The sequence below is a fragment of the Microbulbifer maximicatervae (SeqCode) genome, from assembly GCF_052467225.1.
On sequence record NZ_CP174303.1, the window covers coordinates 1,396,676 to 1,412,056 of the forward strand.

At 44.9% G+C, this 15,381-nt stretch carries 10 protein-coding genes; 3 read left to right on the forward strand and 7 right to left on the reverse strand.

The genetic code is table 11. The features are described 5' to 3' along the window. Positions 1–133 precede the first annotated feature (133 nt). The 5 genes from ACJJIZ_RS06055 to ACJJIZ_RS06075 all read right to left on the reverse strand — a co-directional run bounded on the left by ACJJIZ_RS06055 (position 134) and on the right by ACJJIZ_RS06075 (position 8,048). Positions 134–3,334 carry a DEAD/DEAH box helicase gene (locus ACJJIZ_RS06055; RefSeq protein ID WP_444915535.1) on the reverse strand — a complete coding sequence of 1,067 codons (3,201 nt, stop codon included), beginning with the start codon at positions 3,332–3,334 and terminating at the stop codon, positions 134–136. A gap of 145 nt (positions 3,335–3,479) precedes the next feature. Beyond that, complete coding sequence (locus ACJJIZ_RS06060; RefSeq protein ID WP_444915536.1) at positions 3,480–6,497, reverse strand: DUF2339 domain-containing protein; 3,018 nt, start codon at positions 6,495–6,497, stop codon at positions 3,480–3,482. Positions 6,498–6,604: 107 nt separating this feature from the next. After that, on the reverse strand, positions 6,605–7,165 hold the full coding sequence (locus ACJJIZ_RS06065; protein WP_444915537.1) for a DUF4166 domain-containing protein: 561 nt from the start codon (positions 7,163–7,165) through the stop codon (positions 6,605–6,607). Between the two features lie 26 nt (positions 7,166–7,191). Next, on the reverse strand, positions 7,192–7,572 hold the full coding sequence (locus ACJJIZ_RS06070; protein WP_444915538.1) for a DUF5329 family protein: 381 nt from the start codon (positions 7,570–7,572) through the stop codon (positions 7,192–7,194). A gap of 116 nt (positions 7,573–7,688) precedes the next feature. Next, positions 7,689–8,048 (reverse strand): hypothetical protein, encoded by a 360-nt coding sequence (locus ACJJIZ_RS06075; protein ID WP_444915539.1) that lies wholly within the window; start codon positions 8,046–8,048, stop codon positions 7,689–7,691. A 396-nt stretch (positions 8,049–8,444) separates the two neighbouring features. Between ACJJIZ_RS06075 and ACJJIZ_RS06080 the strand changes: the two genes are divergently transcribed. Then, entirely contained in the window at positions 8,445–9,437 is a 993-nt protein-coding gene (locus tag ACJJIZ_RS06080) for a hypothetical protein (RefSeq protein WP_444915540.1), read from the forward strand. Between the two features lie 384 nt (positions 9,438–9,821). Here the strand turns inward: ACJJIZ_RS06080 and ACJJIZ_RS06085 are convergent, their stop codons facing one another. Then, on the reverse strand, positions 9,822–10,946 hold the full coding sequence (locus tag ACJJIZ_RS06085) for an alkene reductase (protein WP_444915541.1): 1,125 nt from the start codon (positions 10,944–10,946) through the stop codon (positions 9,822–9,824). Positions 10,947–11,092: 146 nt separating this feature from the next. Between ACJJIZ_RS06085 and ACJJIZ_RS06090 the strand changes: the two genes are divergently transcribed. Further along, positions 11,093–12,016 carry a LysR family transcriptional regulator gene (locus ACJJIZ_RS06090; RefSeq protein ID WP_444915542.1) on the forward strand — a complete coding sequence of 308 codons (924 nt, stop codon included), beginning with the start codon at positions 11,093–11,095 and terminating at the stop codon, positions 12,014–12,016. Positions 12,017–12,132: 116 nt separating this feature from the next. Here ACJJIZ_RS06090 and ACJJIZ_RS06095 read toward each other — a convergent pair whose 3' ends face one another. After that, a complete protein-coding gene (locus ACJJIZ_RS06095; RefSeq protein WP_444915543.1) occupies positions 12,133–14,298 on the reverse strand; it encodes a winged helix-turn-helix domain-containing protein in 2,166 nt (721 codons plus the stop codon). Positions 14,299–14,518: 220 nt separating this feature from the next. On the opposite strand from ACJJIZ_RS06095, the gene ACJJIZ_RS06100 reads away from it, so the two are divergent. Beyond that, the gene (locus ACJJIZ_RS06100; protein ID WP_444915544.1) at positions 14,519–15,370 is read left to right on the forward strand and encodes an alpha/beta hydrolase; all 852 of its coding nucleotides are present in this window, start codon (positions 14,519–14,521) and stop codon (positions 15,368–15,370) included. The last annotated feature ends 11 nt before the right edge of the window (positions 15,371–15,381 follow it).

Genomic DNA, 15,381 nt, shown 5'->3' on the forward strand with positions numbered 1-15,381 from the left:
GCTGCTGTAGGCTACCCTATTGTGAGGGCTGGTTATAAATAAGCTTATGGAAGCCGACAATAAAACCGAAATTATATGACTGATGGGGTTCTATCTACGACATACCTTGCCACTCATTTTTTTATCGCGTAAATCAGCCCTCAAACAATGATAACCATTGCTCTGAATCCATAGTTATATCTTTCCCATCTTTACTGTAAATCGCATCAGCCAGGGCTTGCTTGTGCGCCTGCATATCGACTATTTTTTCTTCTACGGTATTCTCACAGATAAATTTATATACAAAGACTGGCTTGTCTTGGCCGATTCGGTATGCGCGGTCGGTAGCCTGGTTTTCTACTGCAGGGTTCCACCAGGGATCGTAGTGAATGACCGTATCGGCAGCGGTAAGGTTTAGGCCTACACCGCCGGCTTTTAGGCTAATCAGGAATACAGGAACATCGCCATTCTGGAAAGCGTCAATCGCTTCCTGACGTTTGCGCGTGCGCCCGGTCAGTTTTACATAGGGTATTGCCTGTTCTTCAAGGGCGGTTTCAATCTTGCCCAGCATTTCGGTAAATTGGGAGAATAAAAGTATCTTGCGGCCTTCCTCCACCATCTCCGGGAGCATATCCATCAGCGCTTCCAGCTTGGCCGATTGTTTAACCTTTTTTGCCTTGTCCAGTTTGACCAGTGCGGGGTCGCAGCAGATTTGTCGCAGCTTTAATAGGGCATCCAAGATTTCAATATGAGAGCGATTTAGACCTTTCTTCTTCATCAGGTCCCTAACCCGCTTCTCCATCACTGAACGCACTGTCTCGTAAAGCGCGGCTTGGGCGGTATCGAAAGTCACCCGTTGGATAATTTCTGTTTTTGGGGGAAGTTCTGTGGCTACTTCCTGTTTAGTGCGGCGTAAAATAAATGGTGAGATCCTCTGGTTCAGAACTTCCTGCTTGTACTCATTAGTCTGCTTCTCAATGGGGTTCCGATAAAGGCTATTGAACCTTTTCTGGCTGTGTAGAAAACCGGGCATCAGGTAGTCAAACAGTGCCCACAACTCGCCCAAGTGGTTTTCAAGTGGTGTACCTGTCATGCACATTTTGTGCTTTGCACTTAGGGTACGGAGTAATTGTGCCGCTTTCGATTTGGGGTTTTTTATAACCTGAGCTTCATCAAGGATCAATAAATGAAAGTCATGTTCTTTTAATATTTCGCTATCCCGCACAATAAGGGGGTAGGTGGTTATAACCAGATCTGATTCGGGAATTAGGGGGAAATCCTCATGCCGGTTACTGCCGTGAAGTAGTAGTGGCTTTAAGGTTGGGGCAAAGCGATGGGCCTCGTTAAGCCAGTTACCTACCAAGCTGGTGGGTACAACCACCAGGGCAGGCTTGGCCAGGCGCCGGCTCTCTTTCTCTTTGAGGATATGGGCCAGTCCCTGCAAAGTTTTTCCCAGGCCCATGTCATCGGCCAGGATGCCATTCATATTGAGTTTACGCAGGTATTGCAGCCACTCAAAACCCGTTTGTTGATAGGGGCGTAATTGTGCCTTTAGGGCCCTGGGTGGTTTTACGCTTTGCGGGCCTTTTTGCAGGTTTTTAGCCAGCGATTTTAAGTCTTTATTGCCCTGCCAGGCTGAAGTTGCATTAGGCAGTTCCGGAACAGCAAACCTGGGCACTTTGAGGCTTTGGGACTCGCTGTCATACCACTCCTCTAAAACTGCGAATAAGTTGTGAAATAGTGCACTGGGTAGACGGATATACTGGTCTGAGCCGAGGGGAACCAATATGTCTTCTTCGTCTGTAGCCACATACCCCGATTCCAAATATTGCAATAATAATGGTGCTAAATGAATAGACTGCCCTTCAATATCTACAGTTGCACTAAGGGAAAACCAGTCGTTGGAAGATTGCTCTGTTTGCCATTCCCAATCTTCAATCTCGTGTACTTTTAAAGAAAAGTTATCCTCGAATTCGACTATCCAGCCAGATTCCTCAAGTCTTGGGATACCCTCATTGAGGAATTCATGCCAGCGCTCAATAGGAGTTTGGCCTGGCCCACTATCGGAGAAGAATAAAACGGGTTCACCAGTTTCGTCCGCCCCCAAGCTAAATTGCCACTGCAAGAGATCCTTCAGTACGGCGGCTTCATGTTTGAAGTCTCGCTCTACTTTATATAGTTTATCTTTTTGGGGGTAGATATTAGTCTCAGGACGATTCTCTGTAAGAATTTCTTCCGCGCGGATTACTACCGGACCATATTTAATAAGAAAACTTGCTGTATGGAGACTTTCAGCCCCTTCTCGAATAGAAATTGAGTTAAGGGTTAATACCGGCCGTAACAAATCATCTACAGGTATGATGGGCACCGACTTTGGCGTGGGTAATTGTTCACTGCCATATTGTTTATTGAGGAAAGTAATAGCATTGCCTATTTCATCTTTAGAAATGGCGGGCATGGTTGTAAAGTCATTGAGCGCTTCCCCATCCACCGGGCTGATGATGGGACCAATGATGTCTTCCTGTGGTGAATAATAGCAAGGTGGTTCGGTAGGTATGAGCTTCCAATCATCGGGGAGGTCAGGTACATCTAATTGCAACTGTGCACTACTCTTACTTTCCTTCCAACTTAGTTCCAATTTAACTGCCTCTCCCCAATGAATCGGGGTTAGGGAATCGATATCGCTGAAGAAACGTTGACTAGCGAGTAGGTTTCTCAACAGCATTGCTCCTTCTTCTCCTGAAATGCTCTTTTTGAACGAGGACTGGGAAAGCAGTTGTTGGAGGCCGAATATTTTTTGGTCGACTTTTGAAGTGGCGAGGCTACTGTTGATATGGAAGTATTCGCGCTGAGGCGCTCCATAGCCGCCTTTCTTGAGGCGTCGAGCTGAATATACGCTAATTCGGGCATGAGCTGGGGTATATTGATCACTCCAGTCCAAGGTGTATAGCAGGTCGCGATTAGATGATGTGTCCTGCTCGGAGTCACGATATTTTTCTTTTACACCTTGTTGCCAGTTGTCCCAAGTACGACTGACTGATGGTTCCCCTAATGGACGTTTATGCTCAGCAATTACCGCTATTAGCACTGCAGCTACATGTTTACAGTTGTACCCTACTGGACAGGAGCATTCTCCATCAATTTCAAAGGTTCCCGAAATTGGATTTTCAGTTAGCGATATATACTGATGGTAGTGACTAGAGTAGGAGCCTTTCACTTTCCCGGTGATCGTTTTACCATCCTGAGAAATATTGAATCTTTCGACAAAACCATTCCGGAAGTAATTTTTCCCTCTAGACAGGCTATTAGTGGGAAGTTGATTGGAAATACTACTGAAATCGATAGGGTTGTTCATTTTTGGGTTGTGTAATGACTACTGGCTGGCGGTTGAGGTTTGAAGAATATTCTTTGCTCTAATAATACCCTCTTTTAAGGAGCTTAATTCACTAATAGCTAAGGGATTTCTGAATAAATTTATGTCGATAAGGAAAAAAGGCTGCCTATTGAGGCAGCCTTTTATTTGGTAGGAATCTCTGGTATTGATAGGCCGCCCCCAGCATACACAGCCCCACTAACATACAAACGACTATCTTCTGTATTAGTGAGAAGTCCTGCATATCCCAGAGCACAATCTTCAGTGCAGCTATGCCGTAAATAATTAGTGACAACTTAAGTAACTTCTGGGTTTCGGGCTTTAATGTCTGGAACAATAGTAGGGTTGCATGGACAACGAGAGCGAAGGAAACTGCCGGTAGCCACATGGCATCAAATAGCTGTGCTAATAGAGCTACGTAAACAATAATCGCGGTAACATGCACCAGCCACATATTTGCCATTCGATGACCAGACCAAACAGCTCTCGTAGGCAGGGTTTTGTGGTAAGCCAACAGGACAGCGATGCCAAGAGAGACCAGGTTATAGGCTCCAATCCACTCTGCATTGTGCGATTTCACAATGACAGCTCCGACTTGAATCAGTGTAATTAATTCAAAAATACCCAGTGTCAGCATGTAGAAGGGCGTAAGCTGGTTGCGTACTGGTGCCAGCTTGGGTTGGCTGAAAAAGAGGCTTCCAAAATAGAGCTGGGTGAGTAGTAATGACAGGACAAAGTCATGAGTTAAAGTGTAACTGACAGCTATCAGCACTGCCGCAAAATAGTAGAAGGCCATCGGGAATACAGGCTTCAGTGCCCAGTGAATAGCATGCTGCCACTCCCTACCTGCGGGGTATCGCTTTAAGCCCTGGCCAAGCCATATGAGCCCTATGAAGCTGGCGACTCCCAGTATTAGCCCCTCCATCGCCTTGCCCTGCCAGCCGACAAACTCTTGTAGGAGACAACCGCCGATAGTGATAAGGCTTGCAGCAGAAATCAAAATGCGAACTTCTTGTTTTAGATGTTCCATCCGCAGCCATTTGTAGAGGAATAGGGCAATACCACACGAGAACCACATAGCAACAGTGAAGTAGTCACTGGCCTTATACAGTATGGTAGGTAAGGCAATAATGGGCAGTAAAGCGTAAAAGAGTTTACGCAGTGCCAATGCCAGCTTCTGCCCTGGTGATTGTATATTCAGCTGGTGATAAAGCTCCGCAAGCAACCAAAGTCCCAGGAAAGCTTCAATACTGGCGATTTTTCCGTAGGGGATTTGATCGTAGAAATGAAGGTTGCCTACAACCGATGCACTGGCTAACAGTGGGACAAACAACAGAAGGTAATGCCAGAGACCGAGCCACTCGCTAAATGCTGAATTCATGCGCTGGCTACGCCAGATCAGGAAAGTCATTGGCAGTGGTGCCAGCAACCACATCCCTTGCGGCCAGATAATACCCACCGATAGCAGGAAGCTCGCAGATAAAAGCAGTCCGAAAGCATTATCTGCGATATAAGTGAAATGTTGTTCAGCGGGAGTGATTTTACCGGCACTACGGCGTAATAGCTGGGTGAGCGCAAAGGCCCCAGCACTGAGGGTCAGCCAGTTAGTCCAGCCTGCACTCACCTCTAAGGATAATAGTAGTGGAGCAGGAACCAAGCTCTCAGCCACCCATACGAGAGCTTGCAAGAATAAGGTTACGCCGGCGAGGGCTAGAGCGATATAGCCCTCACTTCGCACGCTGACAAAACCAAAATGTATTCCAAGGTAAATCAGCAGGAGGCCCTCCAGGCACCACACAATGCCCAAAAATTCAGGGCTGCAAAGTGCCAGAATTGCCAGGCCTGTTAACAAGCCCCCATGGAGTAAAGCCATTGCGAGGATACTGCGGGCCGAGGCACTATTAACATCGTAGCCGAACAGGTGGCGTGAGTAGATGGCGAGCGCGGCCCAGGGTATTAGGTTGAGTAACCAAACCACACCTAGTGCATTAGCAGTGGGTGCTAGAGACCAGCTAATATGAATAAATAGCACCAGGTTTGCTACCAGCAAACCGAGGCGCCTCCTATCCATTTCCTTGCCACTAAGCCCACCCAGTATGTAATGGGCAAACCCATAGAAGAAACCATGCAGTATCAGTAACAGACCCCAGTTTGAGCTAGACTCGCCCAAGTTTGCGACTGAAAACTCGAACATCCCTGCGCTGAGCGCCATGGTGACCACTGCCAGCTGAGGCCATTGAATCAACTTGGACAAACGCAGCATTGCGAGCGCGAGTACCAACAAGTAGCTGAGATAAATAACTGCGGATGGATCAAAATGATTGGCCACCAAGGGCATCGTGGCTCCACCCAGCAGAGTCACCATGGAAACAACCCGGGTCTCGAATAGTAGGGCGAGTAAATAAGCAACTCCGGTAGTTACTACAAGCAGCCCCACGCCGATGGGAATCGGAACCAACTGATAGTAAGGCCCGGCAAAGTAACCACATAAGTAAAGCAGTATGACCCCGAGAGCGATCAGTCCTGAGCCGTAATCCGCCATGTTGGGCATGCGCCGCCTGAACATTACTCCACCAGTAGTAGTCGCCGCTGCTACCAGGAAGCCTAAAGTCACTTTACCTACAGGACCAAAATAGGCATTGAAAGAAAACTGCAACAGGTAAGCAAAGCCAAACACCAGCGCCAGGATGCCGGCAGCGGTCATAAAGAAGACAGGAGCCTTCCCTTGGCTTTGGTAGTGCCGGTAGAAACTCATCAGGGAGCCCCATACTCGGCTAATGGGTTCCAGAGCAGGTTCCAATAGGCTCGGTAGCTCTTCAGATAGCCATTTGGCCTGTCTACTAGGCTTTCTGGCTATATTAGGAGCAGTGGTGATAGTGCTTACCGGCTGGGTTGGAGTTTCAGGAAGAGGGGGAGTAGCCTGCTCTGTCGACGGAGATCTGGAGGGATGAGTACCCATTAATTGGGATAGCTCATCTTCAGGCTCATCCACTGCCGGGAGCTGACTTGCTAACTGATCCCTAGTATCTTGCTGTATCTGCGCTTCTAGAGCCGATAACCGCTGTTCGAATATCTCAATGCGACGGCGATTGTCTCGCTCCAGCAGGGCTAGTTCCGCGCGAAGTGATTGCAGTTCACTTTCCATATATCTTTCACTATTGTTTTTAGTGAGATTATCTCTCGTTACGCTCGGCTACAAGTATATGTAATCAAGGTTTTTGAAAGACCTTTTGCCAGAGGTTAATCGCACAGCTATCTAGTTTCAGGGAGTTGTTCACGCAATATGCCCGAATAGCCAAATGAGAACCCTATAATGGGTAACGAAATCGATACCTCAAAGTGATATTGATTGTTAATGATTGATTTGCCTGCGACGATCCTGGGCCTTAAGACTGAGGGAATTGGGATATGAAGAATAGAAACTGACTGTGGGGCCCAAAACCAGTTTCCTTCCTCTATGGAAACGCCAAGTCGGATATTAATTATCCCTGTTTTTTCAATCCAATAACCAGCTTTTTCTCTTGTCCCTATAGGTACAAATTCTGAGGTCATCGAATGGCTATTTGAGAAAGTACGAGACCAGATTAATTTATGCTGTGTGTGCTGAATATTTACTGAAAAAGGAGATTCCCTTGTATTTTGTGGGACACCCAGCTTTCCAGCAATTCGTTTGCCTATAATTCCAGCTAATCCAGAGCCGAACTGAACTTTAACTTCCCCGGAGAGCTTTGCCCCTTTTGTATGTAGGCGTTGTAGTAGCGGGTTTAGCTTGTTGAAGTCGGGGCCAAACCAGTTGGTGACGGCATTTACCATACTATTTTGATTGCATTGCAAATTTCTCAATTAGTATTGGGTCTTAGTTGTGTCGTTTCACGGTAGCGTGCTAATTCGTTCAGAAGCCACCTCTGGGATTCTTCTTTAGGCTTATCGGCACACTGAATATGGTAGAGCTTGCCACTAAAGGTGCTTTTGGTTGCACTTAGCCTAATAAAATCCTCCGCGCTATCAATTTTGTTGGAGAAATACTTATATTTCTTCTCCATATGCTCCACTGCTTCCTGGCTGGTGTGCTCACTATCGTTGCGGATAAAGGTACACTCTGAAGCAGAGACAAACTCCATTAAGTGGTTTATTTCGTTGATAGGGGTATCTGCCTGAGCCAGGATGGAGGACATACTTAGCGAGATAATAGTAAGTAAAGTTGAGAGACTTTTAACCACTTTTCCACTCCTTGGCTATGGAGTATCAGGGGAGTTTATCTGCGGGCCAAGAACTGGCATAGGGTCAAGAGGGGCTCTATACCAGAACTATATATCAAAGTCAGCAGTCTGGTGCTTTAAGCGTTCTTAGTGACTACCACTTTTGCAGCGCACTGTACGCTCTTGCTAGCTTCCTCTCCAGTAATTTCAGAAGATTCAGTCAAAATTTGTGAGACGGTAAGTTCAGAGGCAGAAATCACCTCCATCATTTCCTTCTTGCAGTTGGTGATGTTGATTGCATTAGAGGCAGTCGGGTCGTAGCTGATTTTGTGAGAAAAGTCTCTCTCTTCTTCACCATTACGGCTTCTCTTGATGCTTTGGAACGCCTCTTTACCTGCATCTACAGTGTCCCCGATAACGTTGCCGGGCTGAACCTCGAGTTTCATACAAGAAGTGGTAGCAAGGGCTAGTGTAATAATGCTCAAGAGATTCTTCATTTCTTTTTGGGCTCTGGAAATTGTAGTTTTCTTTAAAACAGTACAGTGTACTTGGTTAAGGTATTTTACATGAGGAATAACAACGAGTCCTACAAGTGGCCTTTATAACAATAAGAGTAAGTGGTTGCCTGCCTGTTTAATGGTCTTTTTGGTTGAAAAACAGTCTATCAATTGAATTATTGCCGCTGAAAATACCTCTCTGATTGAGGTTGATAGTTTTCAAAAGTGTTAACTGCAGGATATCAGCTACTTTTTCCATACGCTGGATTTTGAATAATAATACAGGTTAAGTTATATCGTGTTGATATATGGGCTAATATTTTGAACTATGTGTTTTTATTAGTATCTGATGATCTCTGAAATATAAATATACTAAAAATAAATGGCACCATTGTTATGTTTCGACTTTTATTCTTAGCTTTAGTAATTTCCGCTCTGTCTTGTTCTGTTCTTGCTGAGATGCCAGTTGTCAATGGAGTGAAAAATTGGCATTCGGTTAAATTTAAAAATGAGCTGTTACTAAATTTACACCTCTATTTATATGAATTAGCTAGAGATAAAGATTTACATAATGATTTAAAAGAGGGGCGAACTCTTTCTGTTGAGGAGCAAGAGATTTTTGACCTTGTAATTGGCGAGTATAGGAAATATGGCGCTGGCAAAAACATACATATCATCAGGTCTAATTCTGAGATTTCAGATTTAACTGCGCTCTTGTTATCACATCACGCCGTTAAGCAAGGTTCTGTGGAAAATATTCTATATACACATTTAAATAACCTCACAACTATTTATAAAGCCAAGTTGTGGCCGGTTCATGAAGCGAGAAATCTTAATTGGTACCAGAATTTGAAAAGTAAACTTGATGTTTATGGAGATAGGGTTTCTAGTAGCTTGGAAAAGCTATTTGATGAAAAGCTGGTTCTTGATGAGCATACGGTAAATATTGTTTACAAACCTGGAATGCGCCAGGGCGCTACCACTTCTGGGAGAAGTTTTCAAACGATTATTAATAGTACCTATTCAGAATATACTGACTGGTATGCGTTTGAGATGTTTTTCCATGAAATTTCTCATGCTAATGGAGTAGGTCGAAATAGTAAGTTGCAGCGAGTCATTAATAAAGAATTTAGTCGGTTGGGGCTGGACAATCATAATGGAATTTGGCATCCGATACAGTTCTATACCGTTGGAGAAATAGTTAAGAAAGTGATATTCGAGGATGACTCTGAGTATGTACCTTATGCCGAAATACGTGGCCTGTATAGCGGGCACTGGGACTACAAAGTACTTCTTGATAAGTATTGGAAGCCTTACTTGGATGGAAAAGTTTCTATGGAGGTTGCGATAAGTAATATTGCGGTAGCTTTATCAAAGAAGGCTGCTTGATCTTATACTAATATAAATAAGTAGTAATATTGATGGTTTCACGGTGCCTCAAGATACTTGTAAACTTGAGGCTTATTAAATTCTCGGGTTTTACCTTTTACCTAAGGGTAGTTCGGTCTACTCATCGTCCTGATGATATAAATCTATTTTTTTAGGGTGATGAGTGTTTGCATAAGATAAAGGTATAGCTTTAAGGCTTAAAAATATTACCTCTTATGAGTAGTCTGGAAAAAGAACCCCAGAGAATAGAAATCTCTGAGGCTATCTATTTCTAATCAATAGGCGCTTATGCCTTTTGGCTAGCGCTGATAGACTTTAGAAATATTTATAGAAATGCCACTTACAGCTAGCAATCCATAATAATCGAGCCGATCCTACACCAGATCACTGCTGGTAGAGAGGATAGTCCGTATATCCTACTTCGGTGCCGCCATACATAGTTTCCGGGTCAACCTGATTGAGTGGCCATTCATTGCGGATACGCGTGGGAAGATCCGGGTTGGCAATAAAAGGTCGGCCAAAGCCAAAGATATCTCCATTACCTGCGTCAAGCACCCGCAAAGCTTTTTCGGGGGAATACTTTCCTGCATACATGATGCGCCCGCCAAAGATTTCACGTACTTCTCGATAGAAATTCTCAGGCAAATCAGGTGCATTATCCCAATCCGCCTCGGCCAATGACAGATAGGCAATTCCAGCTTCATTTAGCAGCTTAATAGCTTCGATATAGGTCTTGTGGGGATCACTCTCTACCAGACCAAGGTAGACTCTGTCCTCATCGGTACTTTCGAAAAGCGGTGCAAACCGAACACCGAGCCGTTCGCCACCAACTTCTTTTGATACCGCTGCAACAATTTCTTTAAGGAAGCGCAGTCTGTTCTCTAGGCTACCACCATACTCATCATCGCGATGATTGGTATGTTCTGAAATAAACTGGTTCACAAGGTAACCGTTGGCACAGTGTAGCTCAACGCCGTCGAAGCCGGCTTCCATGGCGTTGCGAGCAGCTTGGGCATAGAGTTGAACCAGTTCTTTAACTTCCTCTGTTGTCAGCGCACGAGGCTCACTGGGTTCAGCCAGGGCGCCTTGTCCTGGGCCTGTCTCGATAAATACCTTAACAGCGTCTGCGCGGATAGCAGATGGCGCGATGGGTGCTGCATTGCCAGGCTGTAGTGAAGTGTGGGATACACGCCCAACATGCCAGAGCTGGGCAAAGATGATACCGCCTTGATCGTGCACGGCTTTGGTCACTTTTTTCCAGCCTTCGATCTGTTCCTTGGAATAGATTCCAGGTGTCCAAGCGTAGCCCTGGCCCCTGGGTTCGATTTGTGTGCCCTCTGTAACCATAAACCCAGCACCAGCACGCTGTGAGTAATAGTTAGCCATCAAGTCATTGGCAATATTGCCAGGCTGACTACTGCGTGATCGGGTCAGGGGTGGCAGAACAATACGGTTTTTCAGGGTGTAAGGGCCCAGGTTGATCTCACTGAATAGTGACTCGTTTTTCATAATGACCTTCCTGTTAAAAACTGACTGCAGTGAGTGTTTGAAAAGACACAGGTAAAAAGCAGCGGTTATAAGGGCAACTGAATAGCTCCAGCCAGTTTTGGCTGTGCCTTGTGATGGTGGGAATACTAGAGGTGCAAGGATACAATTTGAAACAACTACTCTTTGTCTTGGTTACAAATATGAATGGTATAAGCCGCTTGGACCTAAAACAGCTACGTATACTGGAAGCACTGCTTCAAGAGAGAAACCTATCCCGGGTAGCTGAAAAGGTGGGGTTAACCCAGCAAGCGATAAGCGAACAGTTGCGTAAGCTGAGAGAAGTGTTTGATGACCGGCTGTTTATCCGGCAAGGCAACGGTATGGTGCCTACCCCTGTTGCTGAGCAGCTGGGAGGCAGGATCAGTAGTATTTTGAAGGATGTAGAGTCACTGCTAACCCCAATAGCGTTTGATCCGGCAACTTATAGAGGGATTTTTAGTATTAGTGCCACGGATTACGCGATTCAATCGGTACTGCCCCAGCTATTAGAGGTTGTCCGTAAATCTGCCCCGGAACTTAAAGTTATCGTCAGGGACTTTGAAACAGATAATCTCAATCAGTTAATGGTTGCTGGTGAGATCGACTTAGCGCTCACATTTCCTGATTTCATTCCGGATGACCTGCCATACAAATTGCTATTTGAGGAGCAACATGTCTGTATAGCGGGAAAAAAGTCCCCACTGAAGGGTAAGTCATTAACATTGGCAGATGTAGCCGAGCTTCCGCAACTGATCATTTCACCATCACGGGCAAACCTCAAAGGATCACACGATGAGTGGTTTGCGATGCAGGGGCTAAAACGCAATATTGTTATGTCGATACCCAGCTTTTCTGCCGCCCCAGATATTATTGCTGCGACAGACACAATTGCGTTTTACCCCTCAAGACTTCTACCCAATAAAAAAGTTATTCCTCTTAAGTTGGACACGCAAACACCAAAATTTGAGGTTATAGCAGCATGGCATAGTCGATCTAACCATAGCCAGCTTCATATGTGGATGGTTGAACAGCTTATGAAACTTTTTAAGTAACCATGCAATTTAGTTGATAGAAAATAAGAGTAATATCTTGAATTAAATCGCGGTTGGGAAATAAGATGGTTTATAGCTAACCATCTTACTTTTTAAAACTAAAACAGGCTGTATTTCTATTCCCGTAAGAATAACTCCGCAACTTCCTTTTTAGCGGCAACAACATAGGTAATCATTAGGTTTTCCTGATTAATATCAGTCAAATAATCGATATCTCTATGCACTGCTCTCAAAATAGAAAAGTTACCGGTGTCGAGGTTGTAAGACCACAGCTGGTCATCTCGATTGATTGAGTAAATCAAATTCTCTTTGATCACAAACCTTTTTTCACTGCCCTGATTAATCAGCTCTTCAATAAGCTGGTCTTCCGCAGGGCCGGGCTGCCAGAAGCGGTTCATATGATCCATATAGATCAGCCGGCCATCCTCGCTTCTTTGGGCCCAGTTAACTTGGGTATCGTTGATAATGCTTACTTCAAGATCATCCAAGTTTACTTCTGCAAACTTTGTAACACCTTTCACCGTTAGAGTTAACAGTGCGAGGTTACTCACGCTATCCCACTGGAACAGTCGGTCAACTGGATGGGCTAGTGAGAAGGTTTCTCTGCTATCGTCCAGGGAGATCTTAGTCAGTATCTGATTGGCACTCGCCAGTATGCTTTGGCCGTCGGCAGACCAGTTAATGCCGTAGATATTGGTATCCATTGGAAACTGACTGACTTGCCGTAAATCGCTGCCATCAGTTATCCACACCTGATCTTCACCAGAGCGCCTGGATGTAAATGCAATCAGGTTGCCATTGGGTTGGAAAATGCCATCATCTTCCCCCAAAATCGACCGTGTTGTGCTTGGGTAGAGTTCGCTGACATCTTCGTCCGAAGGTGTTTCGATGGACTCAGATTGGTTAAGCGGTATTGATGCAATGTCACTATCGTATCGGCCCTTAATCAGAAGTGCCCTCTGCCCATTTGGGTGGAATTCCGGCGAGCTGGCAGACTGATCCAGGGGTAAATCAAGCTTACTGACCTTTCCATCATAAGTGAGAGAGAAGAGTCGCCGCCCTGTGCTAAAGATTAACTCATCTGTAAGCGGCGAAAAGTTAGGGGATATGCTCCTGCGCTGAGGTATTTCATCTGGGTAATCTACCGGATGGCTGGATAGAAGTGCCCCCTTGGAATCCAGCATATCGATATAAAGCTGGCCATCTTGATGATGACTGGTTACGGCTATTAACCCATCAGTGATTGAGTAATCAAAATAGGCCAGGTTTCCACTCTCCAGGTCATAAAGAACTCGACTGGCATTATCCTTGACTGAATAGTTGATCAACCGCCAACGGTCAGTCTCTTTGTGCAAAATAGCGAGATCATTGTTATTTAGCCATACCGGGTTCTTAATCGCGGAATTTCTACAGCGCATTAATACATTTGGCTGTTGTGGGCTGGCTAATGCCTTTTGAAAATCCAGGCTTACCAAGTTGTAACAAGTATTTTGGGTTAGCGGTATGGTGCAGTCTTCTTCAGAGATAAATACCAGTTTCTTGCCATCCGGTGATAGTGTATGGCGGCCATAAGTACCCCATTCTGGAGTTAACTCTGTTTCCTTCTGTGTATGAATATTTCTGGCCCAGATTTTATTAACGCAGAGCTTATCTAAGTAACGATTAAATATAATATATTCACCGTCAGGCGAATAAGAGGGGCTAAACTCTTTACGGTCAGTTGCAGTTACCGCCTGTAATCGATCAAATACAAGCTGAGAGCTTTGCTCGGGCGGAGAGTGTTTAAATATAACAAATACTAATAATACCAACCCGACAAGTGCAAAGATTGGAAATCGATTTGGTTTGATCGTCTGGGTTTGGTGGTTTGGATTAACCGGTGTTATATCTATTTCATGCTCAGGGGGAGTAGGGGAGGGAGCTTCCTCTTCCGGTGCTGTCTTACCCTGTGGAATAGAATCACCATCTTGCCAAACAATATCGCATTCCAGGCTATAACCCTGTTTCGCATGGGTCCTAATATAAGACTGCTGCTTCCGATCTTCCCCAAAGGCTTTTCTAAGTTGCGCAATACTTCTTTGCAGCGTATTGGGTGTGACTATTGTATCCGGCCAGACCTCAGACAGTAGCTCATCCTGGCTCACCACTTTTCGCTGATGTCTTGCTAAGTGGGTTAAGACAGCAAGGGCTTTAGGGGGGATAGTTTGCGAGTGCTCATGTCGGGTGATCTGGTTTCTAGATAAATCAACAAAGAAGTCACCCACCCAATATTGTGAAGTCATTGATGTATCTACCTGAACAAAATATGAGCTAAATTTTGGCAATGGATACTAGCATAAACCCTGATTACAGCTAAAGCAGACTTTGTAACTTGTTGATAAATAAGCACTTTATAGCAACAGAACAAAGTCATTCAAAAGTCAGGGGCACTTCAGGTGTTTCATAGGCTCCTTGTTTAGATTGAACGCTTCTCCGATCACATGTAACGGTATAAATACTGATATGAAAAAGCGTTTACTAGTCGCCTTTCTCCTGTTGCTACCTATCGCTGCCCTTGAAGCCGGTGAGCATAAAGCCCTGGAGTTATCCACAATCCAAGTGATACCCATTCAGGACTCCAGCAATAACAGGGAATACGAGCTGTATATCAAGCTGCCTGAGAAATATAAGGAGAGTGACACCAAAAAGCATCCGGTTATTTATTATACAGATGCTTTGTGGGCGGTTGAAATACTGTCGGCCACCACAGAGTATGCACTGGAAGATGCAATTTTGGTGGGCATTGGCTGGCGGAAAGGTATGCCAGCTGATGAAAATGAATGGTCGAGTCGATATCGGGACTTTAAACCAGCACTACCCTCAGATAATAAAGATAACGATAAAGAATCCTTTAAAGGAGAGGCCCATCAGCATCTCGCCTTTATCAGAAATGACGTTATAAAGTATATTGAAAGCAATTACCGCGCGAATCCAGATAATCGGACATATTTCGGTTACTCATTTGGTGGTCTCTTTGGAGTCTATGCCTTAATAAGTCAACCGGATACTTTTCAGAACTACATTATCGGTAGCCCATCAAGATTGATCGGCACTTATATGGATTCTCGTCTTGAACTAGAGCCTAACAAACCATTGATAGAACTACCAAAACAAACCAATGTATTTATTGCCTACGGCGCTTTAGAAAAGGAGCTGGGTGCGACGGTAGAAAGGTTTGTTAGTGAGTTAAAGAGCCAAAAGCTGGCTAACTTATCCATAGAACCGGTGGTTATTGAATCGGCTAATCACACAACGGCGTTTCCAAAGACTTCAGTGCGCAGTATTTATTGGCTTGCGGATAAAGTGAAACACTAATCAATAGTATA